The sequence below is a fragment of the uncultured Winogradskyella sp. genome, assembly GCF_947498345.1.
Taxonomy (GTDB): domain Bacteria; phylum Bacteroidota; class Bacteroidia; order Flavobacteriales; family Flavobacteriaceae; genus Winogradskyella.
The window spans coordinates 102,582-121,250 of the sequence record NZ_CANMJY010000009.1 but is presented as its reverse complement, the minus strand read 5'-3'; the positions used below and the strand labels follow the sequence as shown (position 1 = coordinate 121,250).

The 18,669-nt window shown below is 34.9% G+C and carries 16 protein-coding genes; 12 read left to right on the top strand and 4 right to left on the bottom strand.

Annotated elements, in window-relative coordinates:
* Positions 1-48: 48 nt before the first annotated feature.
* Positions 49-2,688, bottom strand: a complete 2,640-nt coding sequence (cphA, locus tag Q0912_RS12900; protein ID WP_299115717.1) for a cyanophycin synthetase — start codon at positions 2,686-2,688, stop codon at positions 49-51.
* Positions 2,689-2,779: 91 nt separating this feature from the next.
* Here cphA and Q0912_RS12895 point away from each other — a divergent pair, with 91 nt between their 5' ends.
* Entirely contained in the window at positions 2,780-3,640 is an 861-nt protein-coding gene (locus Q0912_RS12895) for a cyanophycinase (RefSeq protein WP_299115716.1), read from the top strand.
* Positions 3,641-3,817: 177 nt separating this feature from the next.
* Here the strand turns inward: Q0912_RS12895 and Q0912_RS12890 are convergent, their stop codons facing one another.
* Together Q0912_RS12890 and Q0912_RS12885 are read right to left on the bottom strand one after the other, a co-directional pair.
* Positions 3,818-4,468 carry a GNAT family N-acetyltransferase gene (locus tag Q0912_RS12890; protein ID WP_299115714.1) on the bottom strand — a complete coding sequence of 217 codons (651 nt, stop codon included), beginning with the start codon at positions 4,466-4,468 and terminating at the stop codon, positions 3,818-3,820.
* Between the two features lie 41 nt (positions 4,469-4,509).
* Positions 4,510-5,439: an isoaspartyl peptidase/L-asparaginase gene (locus tag Q0912_RS12885; protein ID WP_299115712.1), complete on the bottom strand. Its 930-nt coding sequence runs from the start codon at positions 5,437-5,439 to the stop codon at positions 4,510-4,512.
* A 36-nt stretch (positions 5,440-5,475) separates the two neighbouring features.
* On the opposite strand from Q0912_RS12885, the gene Q0912_RS12880 reads away from it, so the two are divergent.
* Complete coding sequence (locus tag Q0912_RS12880; RefSeq protein WP_299115710.1) at positions 5,476-6,843, top strand: PQQ-dependent sugar dehydrogenase; 1,368 nt, start codon at positions 5,476-5,478, stop codon at positions 6,841-6,843.
* Positions 6,844-6,987: 144 nt separating this feature from the next.
* Complete coding sequence (gene polA, locus Q0912_RS12875) at positions 6,988-9,840, top strand: DNA polymerase I (protein ID WP_299115708.1); 2,853 nt, start codon at positions 6,988-6,990, stop codon at positions 9,838-9,840.
* 33 nt (positions 9,841-9,873) lie between these two features.
* On the opposite strand, the gene Q0912_RS12870 is transcribed toward polA, so the two are convergent.
* Positions 9,874-10,509, bottom strand: coding sequence for a TonB-dependent receptor plug domain-containing protein (locus Q0912_RS12870; RefSeq protein ID WP_299115706.1), 636 nt, complete (start codon positions 10,507-10,509; stop codon positions 9,874-9,876).
* Positions 10,510-10,784: 275 nt separating this feature from the next.
* On the opposite strand from Q0912_RS12870, the gene Q0912_RS12865 reads away from it, so the two are divergent.
* The 9 genes from Q0912_RS12865 to Q0912_RS12825 all read left to right on the top strand — a co-directional run bounded on the left by Q0912_RS12865 (position 10,785) and on the right by Q0912_RS12825 (position 18,666).
* Complete coding sequence (locus tag Q0912_RS12865) at positions 10,785-11,063, top strand: UBP-type zinc finger domain-containing protein (protein ID WP_299115704.1); 279 nt, start codon at positions 10,785-10,787, stop codon at positions 11,061-11,063.
* A gap of 2 nt (positions 11,064-11,065) precedes the next feature.
* Complete coding sequence (locus Q0912_RS12860) at positions 11,066-12,694, top strand: cyclic nucleotide-binding domain-containing thioredoxin-disulfide reductase (RefSeq protein ID WP_299115702.1); 1,629 nt, start codon at positions 11,066-11,068, stop codon at positions 12,692-12,694.
* 42 nt (positions 12,695-12,736) lie between these two features.
* On the top strand, positions 12,737-13,696 hold the full coding sequence (locus Q0912_RS12855) for an L-threonylcarbamoyladenylate synthase (protein ID WP_299115700.1): 960 nt from the start codon (positions 12,737-12,739) through the stop codon (positions 13,694-13,696).
* A gap of 158 nt (positions 13,697-13,854) precedes the next feature.
* Positions 13,855-14,310 (top strand): 50S ribosomal protein L13, encoded by a 456-nt coding sequence (gene rplM / locus Q0912_RS12850; protein ID WP_299115698.1) that lies wholly within the window; start codon positions 13,855-13,857, stop codon positions 14,308-14,310.
* Complete coding sequence (rpsI, locus tag Q0912_RS12845; protein WP_299115696.1) at positions 14,310-14,696, top strand: 30S ribosomal protein S9; 387 nt, start codon at positions 14,310-14,312, stop codon at positions 14,694-14,696. The genes rplM and rpsI overlap by 1 nt, the downstream gene beginning before the upstream one ends.
* 209 nt (positions 14,697-14,905) lie before the next feature.
* Positions 14,906-15,691 carry a 30S ribosomal protein S2 gene (rpsB, locus tag Q0912_RS12840; protein WP_299115694.1) on the top strand — a complete coding sequence of 262 codons (786 nt, stop codon included), beginning with the start codon at positions 14,906-14,908 and terminating at the stop codon, positions 15,689-15,691.
* A gap of 81 nt (positions 15,692-15,772) precedes the next feature.
* The gene (gene tsf, locus Q0912_RS12835; protein WP_299115692.1) at positions 15,773-16,747 is read left to right on the top strand and encodes a translation elongation factor Ts; all 975 of its coding nucleotides are present in this window, start codon (positions 15,773-15,775) and stop codon (positions 16,745-16,747) included.
* Between the two features lie 183 nt (positions 16,748-16,930).
* Positions 16,931-17,872, top strand: coding sequence for a ribose-phosphate pyrophosphokinase (locus Q0912_RS12830; protein ID WP_299115690.1), 942 nt, complete (start codon positions 16,931-16,933; stop codon positions 17,870-17,872).
* A gap of 146 nt (positions 17,873-18,018) precedes the next feature.
* Positions 18,019-18,666 (top strand): 50S ribosomal protein L25/general stress protein Ctc, encoded by a 648-nt coding sequence (locus tag Q0912_RS12825; protein ID WP_299115688.1) that lies wholly within the window; start codon positions 18,019-18,021, stop codon positions 18,664-18,666.
* Positions 18,667-18,669 lie beyond the last annotated feature (3 nt).

Genomic DNA, 18,669 nt, shown 5'->3' with positions numbered 1-18,669 from the left:
AAAAGCCGAAACATAAATGTTTCGGCTTTTTTGTTTATTCGAAAGAGATTATACTAAGTTTAATTCTCCTCTAGATTCTTTTTCCTTTAGTTCTTTAACCAAATCTAATGCATCTGGTATTACATCACTACAAAGAATAATCAATGATCCTTCTACTGCATGTTTAACTGCATGTTTAATCGCCTCTTTTTCTGATGGAATTATAGTAGTCTTCTTGTTAGGGTCTTTCATTTTAATACCATCATTTAGCATCTTAATGAGTTCTTCTTCTGTTTTACCACGCAAACGCTTGTCCTGACGAATAATAATTTCATCAAACATTTCAGCAGCAATACTCCCCATTTCATTATTATCTTCTACACGTCTATCTCCAATACCTGCAATAATACCTACTTTAACCGTTGCGTCCAGTTCATCCGTAAATTTCTGGAGTGCTCGCATTCCGGCTGCATTATGTGCATAATCTAATAATATATTAAAGTTGTTAAACTTAAATAGGTTTAATCTTCCAGGTGTTTGCGCAGCAGAAGGTATAAAGGTTTCTAAGCCCGCTTTCATATCTTCGATACTAATACCCTGTACATGAGCTGCTAAAATCCCTGCTAATACATTCTGAATCATAAATTTAGCCTTCCCACCATAAGTCAATGGAATGTTTTCTGCTTTCATAATACGCATTTTCCATTCTCCTCGGCAAATAGTAACATAACCATTTTCATAAACTGCTGTAATGCCATGTAAACGCTGTAAAGCCTTAATCCTTGGGTTATTTTCGTCCATTGAAAAAAGTGCCACATTACAATCTACACTTCTACGCATATCGTAAACTAAATCATCATCAGCGTTTAAAATGGCATATCCATCTGGTAGAACTGTTTCTGGCACTACGCCTTTTACTTTAGCCAATTGCTCTACGGTATGGATCCCTTTTAGGCCTAAATGGTCTGCAGCAACATTGGTTACTACAGCAACATCACATTTTTTAAAGCCCAATCCTGCACGTAATAAACCGCCACGAGCGCATTCTAAAACAGCAAAATTAACCGTTGGGTCTTTAAGTACAAATTCGGCACTTGCTGGTCCAGTGCAATCTCCTGTCATTAAAAGTCTATTCTGAATATAAACTCCATCACTCGTTGTATATCCCACACGATAACCTTTCATTTTTGCAATATGAGAGATTAAACGAGACGTTGTTGTTTTTCCATTAGTACCTGTAATAGCTACAATAGGTATACGTCCTGTATCCCCTTTCACAGGAAATAACTTATCGATAACAGGTGCAGCTACGTTACGTGGCAAACCTGTTGTTGGCGCTAAATGCATTCTAAATCCTGGGCCTGCATTAACTTCTAAAACAGCACCTCCTGTTTCTGATAGAGGCTTTGAAATATCTGTAGTCATTACGTCTATGCCACAAATATCTAGATCAATAATCTTTGAAATACGCTCTGCCATACTCACATTTGCAGGATGTACAATATCTGTAACATCTTCTGCAGTACCACCAGTACTCAAATTGGCTGTGTCTTTTAAGATTAGTTTTTCTCCATCAGCTAACACAGACTCTAAAGTATAACCTGCGTCTTTAATAATCGTTTGAGTTAACTCATTGACAGAAATCTGTGTTAAAACTTTTTCATGTCCATAACCACGACGAGGATCTTTATTTACCTCATCAATCAATTCCCGGACTGTCGATTTTCCATCTCCAACCACATGCGCAGGTGAACGTAAAGCCGCAGCAACCAACTTATTGTTAATTACTAACAATCTATAATCTTCACCAACAATGAATTTTTCAACAATTATTGCGCCACTCCGAGAGCTCTCCTTAGCATGTCTAAACGCTACTAAAGCCTCATCATAATTTTGAATATCAACAGTAATTCCTCTTCCATGATTGCCATCAATAGGTTTTATCACCAAAGGATAACCAACATAGCGACAAGCTTCTTCTAAACTACGTTCACGACGAATAATATCACCTCTAGGTACCTCAACTTCAGCTTGTTCCAATAAATACTTTGTGTCTTCTTTATCGCAGGCCAACTCTACTCCAATACTGCTAGTTTCACTAGTGACTGTAGCTTGAATTCGTTTTTGGTTAGCGCCATAACCCAACTGACACAACGAATACTTATTTAATCGAATCCAAGGTATACCTCTAGCTTCGGCTTCTGCAACGATAGAACCTGTACTAGGTCCTAAACGGTCAGCTTCGCGAAGCTCACGCATTTCCTGAATATCTTCAGCTAGATCATAATCCTCTCCTGCAATTAGAGCTTCACATATTCTAACTGCTGCTTTTGCTGCATAACGACCAACAGATTCTTCCATATAGGAGAACACAACATTATAAACCCCTTCCTCTCCATAACCTCGTGTTCGTCCAAAACCAGTATCCATTCCTGCTAGTGTTTGAATTTCTAAGGCAATATGCTCAATAACATGTCCCATCCAAGTCCCATCATCAACACGCATAAAAAAGCCTCCTTCACAACCTTCGGAACAACGATGCGAGTACATAGAAGGAAACATGGCTTTTAATCGTTCTGGAAAGCCATCTATTTTATTAGATGGTAATTCCTCCATTTCCTGAAGGTCTAAAACCATTACAATTAACTTATGTCTTCTAACTGACCAATAGTTTGGTCCTCGCATGGCATTTATACTTCTTATCTCCATTATAGTTGGTTTTATTAGTGAAAGATTATAAATATAGTATTTTTCAATAGAAAATTTGGCTTATTTTTGCGCAATATTTTAGATTAAAATTATGCAGAAGGCTAAGGGCACTTTAATACCTATTGGAGGAAATGAGGACAAAGGTATTGAAGCAGATGAAATGTACACATTAGAGTTTATTGAGGAAGGCATTCTATTTCACGTAGTTAGAGAAGCTGGCGGTATTGATGCTAATATCGTAATCATTCCTACGGCATCGAGTATACCTGTTGAAGTTGGTGAAAACTATTTAACTGCATTTTCTACTTTAGGCTGCAAGAATGTTGAAGTTTTAGATATTCGCTCTAAAGAAGATTCCGAGACTGAAAAAGCAATAAAACTCATAAAAAATGCTGACTGTATTATGTTTTCTGGAGGTAATCAGTCTAAGATTACTGACAAGATTGGTGGTACAACAATACATAAAATTTTAGCTAAGCGTTATAAAAATGAGAAAGGTTTTGTTATTGCTGGTACTAGTGCAGGTGCTATGGTTATGGCTAATGAAATGATTGCCGGAGGAAGCGCCTCTGAATCCTTCATTAAAGGTGCAGTTAAGATGTATAAGGGACTTAGTCTCATTCCTGAATTAATTATTGATACCCACTTTATCAGACGTGGACGTTTTGGTAGAGTTTCTGAAGCGGTTGCTCAATTTCCTAAACTTGTGGGATTAGGCTTAGCTGAAGATACTGGATTAATAATTAAGAATAATACTTTTGAGGTTATTGGCTCTGGGATGGTCATTGTTTTTGATGGTAGAAAAATTAAGCATAATAATCACAGTATCTTAAATGAGGGCACACCAATGTCATTAACTAATATGAGAACTCATATTTTATCTAATGGCGATCGTTTTAATATCAAAAAGAAGAAAGTAGAAGTGTTGCCTATCGAAGCTCCTTTTATTTAGTCTTAACTATGTTTTAGTCAACAAATGGCAAGCAAGTAAAATCTACTGATTTAAAAACAATTCCATCTCAAACTGATCAACAGTATTTTTCAATCCAGCTGTTTCTACTGCTTTAATCTTATCGGTTAATCTATTGTCTATATTATTAATTCTAATATCTGAATTAATGGACTGTACTCATGAAAATAGAGTTCGCCATTGAGAAATTGAATCTTCTATGGCTTCTAATTGAGCGATATATCCACTTTTGGAATCTATAATAAAGTAGGATTGTAATTTATTATCAACTTCAACTTGATAAAACTCATAATTAGTATTTACTAAACTCTCTTTCTGATTATCCCAAGAATATAAATTTTGGTTAGGAAAAACATCCCAATTCATATCCTTAAATGAAACTTTATTCAAACTGAAATCCTCTTTGCTTTTAGTTGAAAGTGTTCCTTTATAACATTTAAATCGTTTACAAATTTTAAAACCGATGCCTTCATAAGACTTAATGGCTTTTATATTTTCGGTTATCACTTCGAGTTGGCATTTTGTAATACCATATTGGATTAATTTTGGTATAGCATAATCGTAAATAGATTTTACAATACGTTGCCCTCTGTACTTAGGTATTACACCTGTGCCAGAATTATATGCTGTTAAATAACCTTGGCGTTCATCAATGGCATTAATAATAAAACCCACCAATGTTTCATTATCAAACATTCCATAAGATAAATCATATCTCACACCTGCAGCTTCCCAACGTTTTTTGTAGTAATTATAATCCGTTGGCATTTTTACAAAGTAATTTTCGAATGCCAATAAGAAGCATTTCATAATCTGATTAAAATCCGTATCACCTAAATGCCTGACTACCACTATTTATATATTGAAATATCTTCTTTCCCACCCGAAGATTTACAAGCTCTGTACATACCTTCAGTATTAAATGGCATAGTAATATTACCCTGGGCATCAATTGCAATAAGCCCTCCATCACCATTTATTTCTAAAACACGTTTATGGATAACTTCTTCTGAAGCTTCTTGTAAGCTTAAACCTTTATGCTCCATTAAACATGATACATCATACGCCACAACACCACGAATAAAGAACTCACCACTTCCAGTACAACTTACTGCACAAGTCTTATTATTTGCATAATTACCTGCTCCAATCATTGGACTATCTCCAACACGTCCCCATTTTTTATTAGTCATTCCTCCAGTCGATGTCGCTGCAGCTATATTACCATCTTGGTCACATGCTACTGCGCCAACGGTTCCAAATTTTGAGTCTTTCTTAGTGGAATGATCTAATTGAAAGTTATCTGTATCTTTTATCTCTTGCCATTGATTATATCTAAATTCATCATAGAAATAATGGTCATCTTCAAATTTATAATCTAATTCTTTGGCAAACTGCATCGCACCTTCGCCTGCTAAAAATACATGTTCACTTTTTTCCATAACATCTTTTGCTAAACTCACAGGGTTTTTAATTCCAGTAATTAAGGATATAGCTCCAGCATTTAGAGACTTCCCGTCCATAATGGCAGCATCCATTTCGTGGGTACCTTCAGCTGTGAAAACACTCCCTTTTCCAGCATTAAATAATGGTGAGTCTTCTAATAGCTTTACTGCAATTTCAACAGCTTCGATTGAAGATTTACCATCATCTAAAACTTTATAACCTGCATCTAAGGCTATTTTTAAGGCTAATTTATACCTTGCCTCTAGCTCTGGCGTCATCATCCCTTTTACTAAGGTTCCCGCTCCTCCATGGATTGCTATTGAAAATACTTTCATAATATTTTATTACATTTAAAAAAAAGCATAACAAAAATGACAAAAAAAATCTGCTTTCTCACTTTAATTTTAACTTGTTATACTAGTTTCTCACAAATACAATTAGATAACACCTTAGTTTCCGAACGTGTCATAGCCACAAACCTTACTGTACCTTGGGACATGACTTATAGTAATGATGGATGGATTTGGTTTACTGAACTATCTGGAAATATCAACCGAGTAAATCCAGATACCAACGAATTACAACCCATACATTCCGTCCCAGATGTTGAAGTTTTTGGCTTTAGTGCTGGCATGCATTCTATTGTACTTCATCCAGATTTTCCAACAACACCTTATTTATTTGTTCATTACACCAATACTGCTACAACTTCTAAACTCGTACGATATACTTATGGTATTGATAGTAACACTTTATCGAGTCCATTAACAATAATCGATAACATTCCAGGAAGCGTATCGCATAATGGCTCTAGAATGTTAATTGAAAACGATAAGCTATTCATTACTATTGGAGACGGTTATATCGATCCTACCACAGCTCAGGATCTCAGTACTCTAAACGGAAATATTCTTAGATTAAATCTAGATGGTTCTATTCCTGCAGATAACCCTATTACTAATAGTTACATCTGGTCATTTGGTCATAGAAATCCTCAAGGTTTATGCTCAGGAAACGGAAAAATATACAGTTCAGAACATGGTACATCAAACAATGATGAAATAAATATCATCGAAGAAAATGCCAATTTTGGTTGGCCAAACGTTGAGGGGTATTGTGATTTATCTTCAGAAATGGCATTCTGTAATAACGAAAATGTTGTCGAACCTATTTGGGCGTGGACACCTGCTATAGCACCTTGCGGAATGGATTACTTTGACCATCCTTCTATACCAGAGTGGCAAAACTCATTGTTATTAGCTGTACTCAAAGATAAAAAATTGATTCAGCTACAACTTAGTGCTGATGGCAATACAGTTATAGAAGAAAATAGTTACCTTATCAATACTAGAGGACGACTTAGAGATGTGCTAGTTTTGCCTGATGGTAGAATTTTTATATGTACTACCAACAAGGATTTTGCAGGAACCCCAAATGCTGACGACGACAAGATTATTGAACTTAAAAACAATGATTTTTTGAGCCTTGAAACATTCAACAATAATAGCTTTAAGGTTTTTCCAAATCCTGCAAAAGGTTTTTTAACGCTCAAAACAAATACAAACTTAAGCTCTAATTATACTTTAGAAATTGTATCAATAAATGGTCGTTCTGTTTTAAGACAATCAATTTATAATAGAACAACACATATAAATATAAATACGTTAAGTTCTGGAATCTATATTTTAAAAGTGAGTAATGCTGAGTCATCGAGTTATAAAAAAATAATCGTTAAGTGAAAATTGAATATTTAAATTTTTCATTCAAACGCATAACTTTTCGTAGCTTTGAGTTTCTTGTCTGTTAGGGTATGGTTGTGTATTATATAAATACCTCTTTACTACGCTCGAGCTGACATTCATTTTTCAACTTAAACTTTTAAAATGTCAGACCAAAAACGTCTCTTTCTTGTCGATGCATACGCCTTAATTTTTCGTGGGTATTATGCTTTTATAAAAAATCCGAGAATCAATTCTAAAGGTGAAGACACCTCAGCCATTATGGGCTTTATGAATTCATTACTAGATGTTATAAAACGTGAACGCCCAGATCATTTAGCCGTTTGTTTTGATAAAGGCGGGAGTGTTGATCGCGTGGAAATGTACCAAGAATACAAAGCCAATAGAGATGAAACACCCGAAGGTATAAAAACTGCTGTTCCTTATATCTATGAGATACTAAAAGCCATGCATATTCCTATTATGGTTAAGGAAGGTTACGAAGCCGATGATGTTATAGGTACTTTGTCGCGACAAGCTGAAAAAGAAGGCTATAAAACCTATATGGTAACACCCGATAAAGATTTTGCACAATTAGTTACGGAAAACATTTTTATGTACAGGCCCGTTTTTGGCGGAGGTTACGAAACCTGGGGAATACCTGAAGTACAAAAGAAATTTGAAGTAAGTGATCCTATGCAGGTGATTGATTTTTTGGGTATGATGGGAGACTCTAGTGATAATATTCCTGGGCTTCCTGGCGTTGGTGAAAAAACTGCTAAGAAATTTATCAACCTATTTGGTAGTATGGAAGGTTTGCTGGCAAATACAGACCAGTTAAAAGGAAAAATGAAAGAAAAAGTCGAAGCAAATGGTGAACTTGGCTTGTTATCTAAAAAGTTGGCCACTATTATGCTCGATGTTCCTGTTGAGTTTAATGCCAAAGATTTTGAACTCGATCATCCCGATATTGAAAAAGTTAAAGAGATATTTCAAAATCTAGAATTCAGACGATTAACCGATAACTTCTTAAAGACATTTTCAGTAGAAGCCAATACTCTACCAACTGCTGAGATTTCAGAAAAGAAAACATTACCAAAGGTAACCCCAAAAGAACAAAAGTCTGCTGGAGCAGGTCAGTTTTCATTATTTGGAGGTGATGATTCATCTGAAACAAATACTGAAACAAGTACAGCATTTACAAGAAAGACAGTAGAAACAACATCGCATTTTTATCAAAGTGTGGCGTCAGGTATGGCAACAAAATTGTTTGCAAAAAATTTAATGAACCAAACTTCAGTATGCTTTGATACAGAAACAACTGGCCTCAATCCGTTGACAGCAGAACTTGTTGGTATTGCATTTTCTTGGGAAGCTGGCAAAGGATTTTATATACCTTTCCCAGAAGACCGAGATGAAGCACAAGTACTTATTGAAGAACTAAGACCGTTTTTTGAAAGTGAGGCTATTGAAAAAATTGGTCAGAACTTAAAATACGATATTAAGGTTTTAGCAAAATATAATATTGAAGTTAAAGGCAATTTGTTTGACACCATGTTAGCACATTATTTGATTAATCCAGATATGCGCCATAATATGGATGTACTAGCTGAGACGTATCTCAATTACACACCTATTTCAATTAATGAACTCATTGGTAAAAAAGGTAAGAACCAACTCTCAATGCGAGAAGTACCAATTGAAAAGCAAACTGAGTATGCTGTTGAAGATGCTGATATTACATTACAACTCAAAGAACATTTTGAAAAGGAACTTGGCGAAGCCAATACAAAAAAGTTGTTTGATGAGATTGAAGTGCCTCTTCTACGTGTATTAGCAACTATGGAATTAGAAGGTATTAACTTGGATAAAGACTTTTTAAATTCATTGTCTGAAGAATTGAATAGTGATATCGCCAATCTTGAAAAGAAAATTTATGAAGCTGCCAACGAAGAATTCAATATTGCATCCCCAAAGCAATTAGGTGTGATTTTATTTGAAAAAATGAAGCTGGTTGATAAGCCTAAAAAAACCAAAACAGGTCAATATTCTACTGCTGAAGATGTATTGAGCTACCTCGCAAAAGACCATGAAATCATTCAAAATATTTTAGATTTCAGAGGACTTAGCAAACTAAAAAGCACTTATGTAGACGCTTTACCACTTCAAGTTGAAGAAAGCACAGGACGTGTACATACCGATTATATGCAAACCGTTGCTGCTACAGGACGTTTGAGTAGTAATAATCCGAATCTGCAAAATATTCCTATCCGAACAGAACGTGGTCGCCAGGTTAGAAAAGCTTTTATTCCAAGAAATGAAGATTACACTTTATTAGCTGCTGATTACTCACAAATAGAATTGAGAATTATCGCTGCTTTGAGTGAAGAAGAAACCATGATTGAAGCTTTTAAAAATGGAGAAGATATTCATGCCTCTACAGCATCAAAAGTATTTAATGTCCCTATTAATGAAGTTACAAGAGAGCAACGTAGTAATGCCAAAACGGTTAATTTCGGGATTATTTATGGAGTTTCGGCTTTTGGGTTGAGTAATCAAACCAACTTATCGCGTTCAGAATCTAAAGCTTTGATTGACACCTACTATGAGACTTACCCTAAGTTGAAAGCCTATATGAGTAAACAAGTAGATTTTGCCAGAGATAATGGTTATGTGCAAACAGTTTTAGGTCGCCGTCGTTACTTAAAAGATATCAATTCTCGCAATGCTGTAGTACGAGGAGCTGCAGAACGAAACGCTGTAAATGCGCCAATACAAGGAAGTGCTGCAGATATCATTAAAATCGCCATGATTAATATTCATGAAAAACTTAAGGCTGGTAATTACAAATCTAAAATGCTCTTACAAGTGCATGATGAATTGGTTTTTGATATGTATAAACCAGAGTTAGAAGGCTTAAAAAATCTTATTAAAACCGAAATGGAAAACGCCTATAACCTATCTGTACCTTTAGATGTCGATTTAGACATTGGTTCAAATTGGTTAGAGGCGCATTAAATTCTTTAATAAAAACGTAAAAAAGTATTGGTATTACTTAGTTTCAAAAACTATCACACCATTCGCACCTCTTGATCCGTAAATTGCAGCAGTTGAGCCTTTTAATAGTGTAACGCTTTTAATATTATCTGGTACTAATTGTTCAATATCATTGGTTGGAGCACCATTAACAATAAATAATGGTTCATTAGAGCTGTTAAAGCTACCTGATTGTCCTTGCACTCTAATTTGATTATTACCATCAATAAGTAAATTAGGAATTCTAGCTCTTAAAAGATCATAGATATCCGTAAAAACCTGTTGGTTCTTCCTAGATTCGTTTTTTGCGTTGGCGTATTTTGCCATAAAGGCAACATATTCCCCTTTTTTAATACTGTTTACATTAAATTTTATGTTAATTGTTTCATCGTAACCCACAGTTTCAAACCCTTGGTCTTCAGAGAAAGCAGAAACGGTTTCTGGCAATTCTTTAACCTTTATTTTAAACTCACCTTTCTTATTTGTAGTCTTATTCGTCTTTACATCATCAAGAAAAATCACAGCATTTTTAACAGGTTGCCCAAGAGAATCTGTAACCGTTCCTTTAATTACTGTTTTACTTTTTTGCTGGGCATTAGAAATGGAAAAAACCATTAAGAAGCAAAGCAATAGTGTAGTTAAGTGTTTCATAATAAATATTTTAATTACTAATTGGTTTATAATATAATTTAAAATCTTAAAAAGACATGTTAAATAAATCAAAAACTATGCCTTATACATCTACATTATTATTCCTCTAATGACAAAGTTACATAATACAGATAACGCAAAAATTGAGGAAACGTAATTTGTAAGATACGTAATTTTATTTACAATTATGATGTTATTATTTACTTTTTTAGGGCTATAATAAATCCATATTTATTTCACCTTTCATTATCTTTACATTACTAACTGTTTCTTCAATGTCAAAATTTAAACTTAAAACCTGCGAACATCTAAATGGCATTTCAGAAGTTAAGCCTTCACAAGTATACCAATGCCAAGAATGTGTAAAAACAGGTGACACTTGGTTACATTTAAGAACCTGCCAATCTTGTGGGGTGACTTTGTGCTGTGATAGTTCGCCAAACAAACATGCCAGCAAACATGCCTCATCATACAGTCATCCAGTAGCGAGTTCTGCAGAGCCAAATGAAAAATGGATGTGGTGTTATGAGCATAAATTGATTAAAAAATACTAGAAATGAAAGACCCAAGGTTTCCAGAATTAACACATAACCAAGTTACAAAACTTAAAGATTATGGGATAATTGAAGATTATGATGACCCAACCCGAGTATTTGCACTTGGTGACAATCTCTATGACTTTTTTGTAATCCTCAAAGGTGCTGTTGATATTAATGACCCATATAATAAAACCACTATAGTTACTCACGGTAAATACGAATTTACTGGAGATAGTGGTATGTTGTCTAATAGAGCTGCACAATTTCATGCAGATACCATACCAGATACTAGTTTACTAAGGATAAAGCCTAGTAAACTAAGAGAGGCCATCTCAAAAAATAGTGACATTAGTGATGTGTTATTAAATGCCTTTTTACTACGCCAACAAACTGTTTTATCCGAAATGTCCGGTGGATTAAAATTAGTAGGTTCTGGCAAGTCTAATGCGACATATCAAATTAGAGATTTTCTAGAAAAGAATCATATTTGGCACAACTTTATAGATACAGACTCAGAAGCTGATGCTTTAGAACTACTTGAAAGTTTTGATTTATCTGAAAACGATCTACCTATTTTAATTAATAGCGAATCTAAAGTCTGTGTGAGACCATCTGTAGATGAAGTTGCAAGGTATAGTGGTGTACTTATGGATTTTGAAGACAAAGTGTTTGATGTGCTTGTTATTGGTGCTGGACCAGCAGGTTTAGCAGCAAGTGTATATGCCGCCTCAGAAGGATTAGAAGTTGTTACTATTGATAGTGAGTCACCAGGTGGACAAGCAGGTAAGAGTTCTAAAATTGAAAACTATTTAGGCTTTCCGACGGGTATTTCTGGCGGAGATTTAGCAAACAGAGCATACATACAAGCTCAGAAATTTGGATGTAATATTTCTATTCCTCATCGTGCTAAAAGTTTAGAATACAATCAAGATCATTTTACAGTTTACGCTACTAATGATAAAGTTATAAAATCGAAAGCTATTATCGTCGCTACAGGTGCGGCTTACAGACGCTTACCAATTGACAACATAAGTGATTATGAAGGTAGTGGTATTTACTATTCTGCTACAGGTATGGATGTAAGTAATTGCATTAATCAACCTGTAGTTATTGTTGGTGGTGGTAATTCTGCCGGGCAGGCTGCCATGTTTTTATCTAACCACGCCAAAATGGTTTATGTGATGATAAGAGGTAATGACTTAGGTGCAAAAATGAGTGATTATTTAGTACAGCGATTAGAAGCTTCAGAAAAAATACAGATTCTTAGAAATACAGAAATTGTTGAACTCAAAGGTGATCACCATTTAGAATCAATCACCATATCAAATAAAAGTGAACGAAGTGAAATGGAAGTTTCGAATGTGTTTTCTTTTATAGGAGCAAAACCAAATACAAAATGGATGGAAGGTATTGTGGTCACAGACGAAAGAGGTTTTATATGTACCGGAATGTCATTACTTAAAAAGGATTTAACCAAATGTAATATCTATTCTAATCGCGAGCCTCAATCTTTAGAATCTAGTATTCCGGGGATTTTTGCAGTTGGCGATGTAAGACATGATTCTGTTAAACGTGTTGCTTCAGCTGTAGGCGAAGGTTCGGTTGTAGTAAGTATGATTCATCGTTACTTAAGTGATTTAAAATAAAACTTTCACTTTTTTGAAGTAATATTGCAGTCTGATTAGAGGATGAGCATTATTTCAAAAGACATATCAAAAGCAGTAGCGCTTTTAAACCAAGAAGAATTGGTTGCCATACCAACTGAAACAGTTTATGGCTTAGCAGGTAATATTTATTCTAAAAAAGCAATTACATCAATTTTTGAAACTAAACAACGTCCTCGTTTTAATCCACTCATTGTTCATATACCTTCATTAGATTATCTAGAGAAAATTGTCGATTACATTCCTGAAAAAGCAAAACTATTGGCCAATGCTTTCTGGCCAGGACCAATAACTTTAGTTCTAAAAAAGAAAAACACAATCCCAGATATAATTACTGCTGGAAAAGATACTGTTGCGGTAAGAGTTCCTAATCACCCTACAACCTTAGAGCTATTAAATCAATTAAGTTTTCCTTTAGCAGCACCAAGCGCTAATCCATTTAATCGTATTAGTCCTACTAAAGCCGTGCATGTAGAAGACTACTTTAAGGAAAAAATAAAAATGGTATTGGATGGTGGACCATGTAAAAGTGGAATTGAATCTACCATTATTGGCTTTGAAAATGATGAACCCATTATCTATCGCTTAGGATCAACACCAATTGAAGATCTTGAAAATATAGTTGGTAAGATTGCGATCAAAAACAAAAAAGACATTGCACCAGATGCTCCAGGTATGTTAGAACGTCACTATGCGCCAAAAACAAAAACCATACTAACGGATAATCTTCAAAAAGCTATTAAAGATTATAAAGGTAGACGAATTGGCTTACTCCTATATGATGATCTTTTGAATGATGAAATCATCGACTTTAAAATCGTATTGTCTAAAGAAAAGAATCTTCAAGAAGCGGCATCAAAGCTTTATGATGCATTACATCAATTAGACAAAGAAGATTTAGACATTATCATTGCAGAACGACTTCCAGATTTTGGGCTAGGTAAATCTATAAACGATAGACTTTCTAGAGCCACAAAAAATTAAACTAAAAAAGTAGTACTAAAACTTGCTGATTTTCAGGATAAAAAAATAGCATTAGGCGTTTGGTAATCCAATAGTTTATCGTAAATTTGCAAACTCTTTTTCGGAAGAGGAATGTATAATCTTTTGTGCTATTAAGCACAATATTAAATCAAATTAGTGTGGATACATTAAGCTACAAAACAGTTTCTGCTAACAAAGCTACCGTTAATAAGGAGTGGGTTTTAGTTGATGCTGAAGGACAAACTTTAGGTCGTTTAGCTTCGAGAGTAGCAATACTTTTAAGAGGTAAGCACAAGCCTAACTTTACGCCACACGTTGATTGCGGTGATAACGTTATTGTTGTAAACGCAGAAAAAATCAACTTAACTGGTAACAAGTGGACAGATAAAAGTTATATCCGTCATACAGGTTATCCAGGTGGTCAAAGAAGCTTGACTGCTACTGAAATGTTTGAGAAAGACCCAACCAGATTAGTAGAAAAGTCAGTAAAAGGAATGTTACCTAAAAACAAATTAGGTGCAATTCTTTTTAGAAATTTAACTGTTGTCGCTGGTACTGAGCACGCTCACGAAGCTCAAAAGCCAAAGGCAATTAACTTAAACGAAATTAACTAATGGAAGTAATTCACAAAATTGGCCGTAGAAAGACGGCTGTTGCTCGTGTGTATGTTGCCAAAGGAAAAGGTAACATTACCGTGAACAAAAAAGACATGGCGGAATACTTTACTACTGCACCACTGCAGTACAAAGTAAACCAACCTTTAACCATGACTAACAATGATGGCAACTTTGATATTACTGTTAACGTATATGGAGGTGGTATCACCGGCCAGGCAGAAGCAATACGTTTAGCATTATCGCGCGCAATGTGCGAAGTTGATGCTGAAAACAGAGCAATATTAAAGCCAGAAGGTCTATTAACAAGAGATCCAAGAATGGTAGAGCGTAAGAAATTCGGTCAGAAGAAAGCGCGTAAAAAATTCCAGTTCTCTAAACGTTAATATCCAACAACACTTAATTCAGAATCTGAATATTCAGATTCTGAATTACTTTATTTTATTGAAATCGCTGAATAATTCAGCAAAATTAAAACCAGTTATTGTTGTCCATCACTAAATGTGAGGATTTAGTTTAGCATCTAAATGGTTAAGGCGAGCAAAAGCAACCACTTAATCATTGCTAATTCAACAGAACGTAAACTATTACAAAAATGGAAAAAGTAGAAGTAAAAGAACTACTAGAAGCAGGTGTACACTTTGGTCACCTAACACGTAAATGGAACCCAAACATGGCTCCATACATCTATATGGAACGTAATGGCATCCATATTATCAACCTTTACAAAACAGCAGCTAAGATTGAAGAGACCTGTGCAGCATTAAGCAAAATTGCAGCATCAGGAAAGAAAATCTTATTCGTAGCTACTAAAAAACAAGCAAAAGACATCGTTGCAGAAAAAGCAGGTGCTGTAAACCAACCTTATATTACTGAGCGTTGGCCAGGTGGAATGTTAACAAACTTCGTTACAATTAGAAAAGCCGTTAAGAAAATGGCTTCTATTGACAGAATGAAGAAAGATGGTACATTTAACTCTTTATCTAAGAAAGAACGTTTACAAGTAAATCGTTTACGTGCTAAATTAGAGAAGAATTTAGGCTCTATCTCAGATATGACACGTTTACCAGGAGCTTTATTTGTAGTTGATATTATGCGTGAGCACATTGCTATTAAAGAAGCCCAGAAATTAAACATTCCAATCTTTGCAATGGTAGATACCAACTCCGATCCACGAGAGGTTGATTATTTAATCCCGGCAAATGATGATGCTTCAAAATCTATCAACAAGATATTATCTATTGTTACATCTGCAGTAGAAGATGGTCTTAATGAAAGAAAAGCTGAACGTGCTGATAAAGACAATAAAGCAAATGCTGAAGCAAAACCAGCAGCTAAGAAAGCTGAAAAAGCTCCAGTAGCAGCTCAAGAAGAAGAATAAATAACATTTATACAATATTAAAAGTCATTTAATTCTTTTCAACTCGAAAATTAATTGAATGACTTTTTAAATTTTAAAACTATGGAAAACACTGTAAAAATTACAGCAGCAGAAGTAAACAAGCTAAGACAAGCAACTGGTGCTGGTATGATGGATTGTAAAAAAGCTTTAGTTGAAGCAGGTGGTGATTTTGATAAAGCCATTGAAGTTTTACGTAAAAAAGGTCAAAAAGTAGCAGAAAAAAGAGCTGACAGGGATTCTTCTGAAGGCGCTGCTGTTGCAAAAATAAATTCAGATAACACATCAGGAGTTGCTATCGTTTTAGGTTGCGAAACTGATTTCGTAGGTAAAAACGAAAATTTTGTAAAGCTTGCTAATGAATTAGGTGAAGCTGCATTAAACTATAATACAAAAGAAGAATTTTTAGCTGGTGATTTCGGCGGAATGACCGTTGCTGAAAAATTAACTGAGCAAACTGGTGTTATCGGTGAAAAATTAGATATCACTGCTTTTGAAAAGTTAGAGGCACCTTTCGTAGGACAATATGTTCACATTAATAAGATTGCTGCTTTAGTAGGTTTGTCTGCTAAAGTAGATAATGCTGAAACTTTAGTAAAAGATGTAGCTATGCAAGTAGCTTCTATGGGAGCAACCACATTATCTTACAAAGATTTTGATCCAGCTTATGTGGCTTCAGAAACTGAAGCTCGCATCGCTGTTATCGAAAAAGATAATATAGAATTAGGACGTTTAGGCAAAACTTTAAAGAATGTACCTAAGTATATTTCTATGGCACAATTAACTCCAGAAGTTTTGGCTGAAGCGGAAGAAGCAGCTAAGGTTGAGTTAAAAGCTGAAGGTAAACCAGAGCAAATCTGGGATAGAATATTACCAGGTAAAATGGAGCGTTTTATTTCTGACAATACAACTTTAGATCAAGAACAATGTTTATTAGATCAGAAGTTTATTAAAGACGAAAAGCAAACTGTTGCAGAATATGTTAAATCTTATGGCGAGGTTGAAGTTATTGGATTTAAAAGAGCTACAGTCGGATAAATACGTTGCATAAAAGCAATTAGCAAAAAGAGACCTCTCATTTAAAAAATGAGAGGTCTCTTATTATATAAATATGTTATTACATAAAAATAGTAGGTTTAATATGTTAACCCAACAAATATTTTTCTAAATTTGGTTTTTACTAATAAAACAACCAACAACGCTTTAAATCCCTGATTACAAATGCCTAACAATACTATAGAAGCAAAAATATTTACATGTACTCAAAGTAAAGATTTAGCAGAGCAAATCGCTACTGCTTATGGAGTTAAACTAGGCAATGTTATTACATCTACATACAGTGACGGGGAGTTTCAACCCTCTTATGAAGAATCTATTCGAGGAACACGAATTTTTATTATTGGTTCTACGCATCCTGGCCCAAAAAATTTGATGGAGATGCTTTTAATGATTGATGCTGCAAAACGCGCATCTGCTAGACATATCACTGCTGTTATGCCTTATTTTGGCTGGGCAAGACAAGACAGAAAGGATAAACCAAGGGTACCAATTGCGGCTAAGTTAATAGCCAAGATGTTAGAGGCCGCTGGTGCAACTCGAATTATTACAATGGATTTGCACGCAGACCAAATACAAGGTTTTTTTGAAAAACCAGTAGATCACTTGTTTGCTTCGACTATATTTTTACCGTATTTGAAAAGTCTTAACTTAGATAACCTAACTATAGCATCACCTGACATGGGTGGTTCTAAACGTGCTTATGCTTATTCTAAAGCATTAAAAAGCGATGTTGTTATTTGCTATAAACAACGTGCTAAAGCCAATGTTATTTCTCACATGGAGCTCATTGGAGATGTAACAGGAAAGAATGTTGTTTTAGTAGATGATATGGTTGATACTGCTGGCACACTTACAAAAGCAGCAGATCTAATGATGGAACGAGGTGCAAAAAGTGTACGCGCTATTTGTACGCATCCTATTTTATCTGGTAGTGCATACGAACGACTAGAAAATTCTAAACTCGAGGAATTAATAGTCACAAACTCAATTCCTGTAAAACAAACTAGTAAGAAGCTAAAAGTCTTAAGCTGCGCTAATTTATTTGCTGAAGTTATGCATAATGTTCATCACAATAAATCCATTAGTAATAAATTTGTGATGTAAAATTAGAGGGACTTGCTCCATTTCACATCATCTAGTTGCCTAATAAGCAAAAAATAGCTTAAATATACTAGCATTTCCATAATATATTTATAAATTTGCAGCCCTCAAAATGAGGTAATTAATAATATAAACTAAAAATTTCTGAAATGAAATCAATTACAATCAATGGATCTCAAAGAGAAAGCGTAGGCAAAACGTCAACAAAAGCCTTACGTAATGCTGGTCAGGTTCCTTGCGTACTATACGGAGGAGACAAGCCACTACATTTCTCTGCACCAGAGTTGGCATTCTCTAAACTTGTATATACCGCAAATGCGCATACAGTTGTGATTGCCCTAGATAACGGAGAAGAATATAATGCTATAATGCAAGATATTCAGTTTCATCCTGTAACAGATAGAATTCTTCATATAGATTTTTATCAAATTTTTGAAGACAAACCAATTACTATGGATATTCCTGTACAACTTACAGGTACCTCAATAGGTGTAAGAAATGGTGGGAATTTAAGAAGACCTTTCCGTAAGTTAAGAGTAAAAGCTATACCATCTAAACTTCCAGATTTTATTGAAGTAGATATTACTCCATTAAAAATCGGCACAAAGCTTTACATCACAGAGTTAGAAAACGAAGACTACAAATTCCTTCACCCAGACAATACGGTTGTTTGTCAAGTAAGACGTAGTAGACTAGCAATTGTTGATGAAGAAGAAGGAGATGAAGAAGAAGGCGAAGAAACAACTGAAGCGGGAGCAGCAGATGCAGCACCTGCAGCTGAAACAGCTCAAGAATAAATC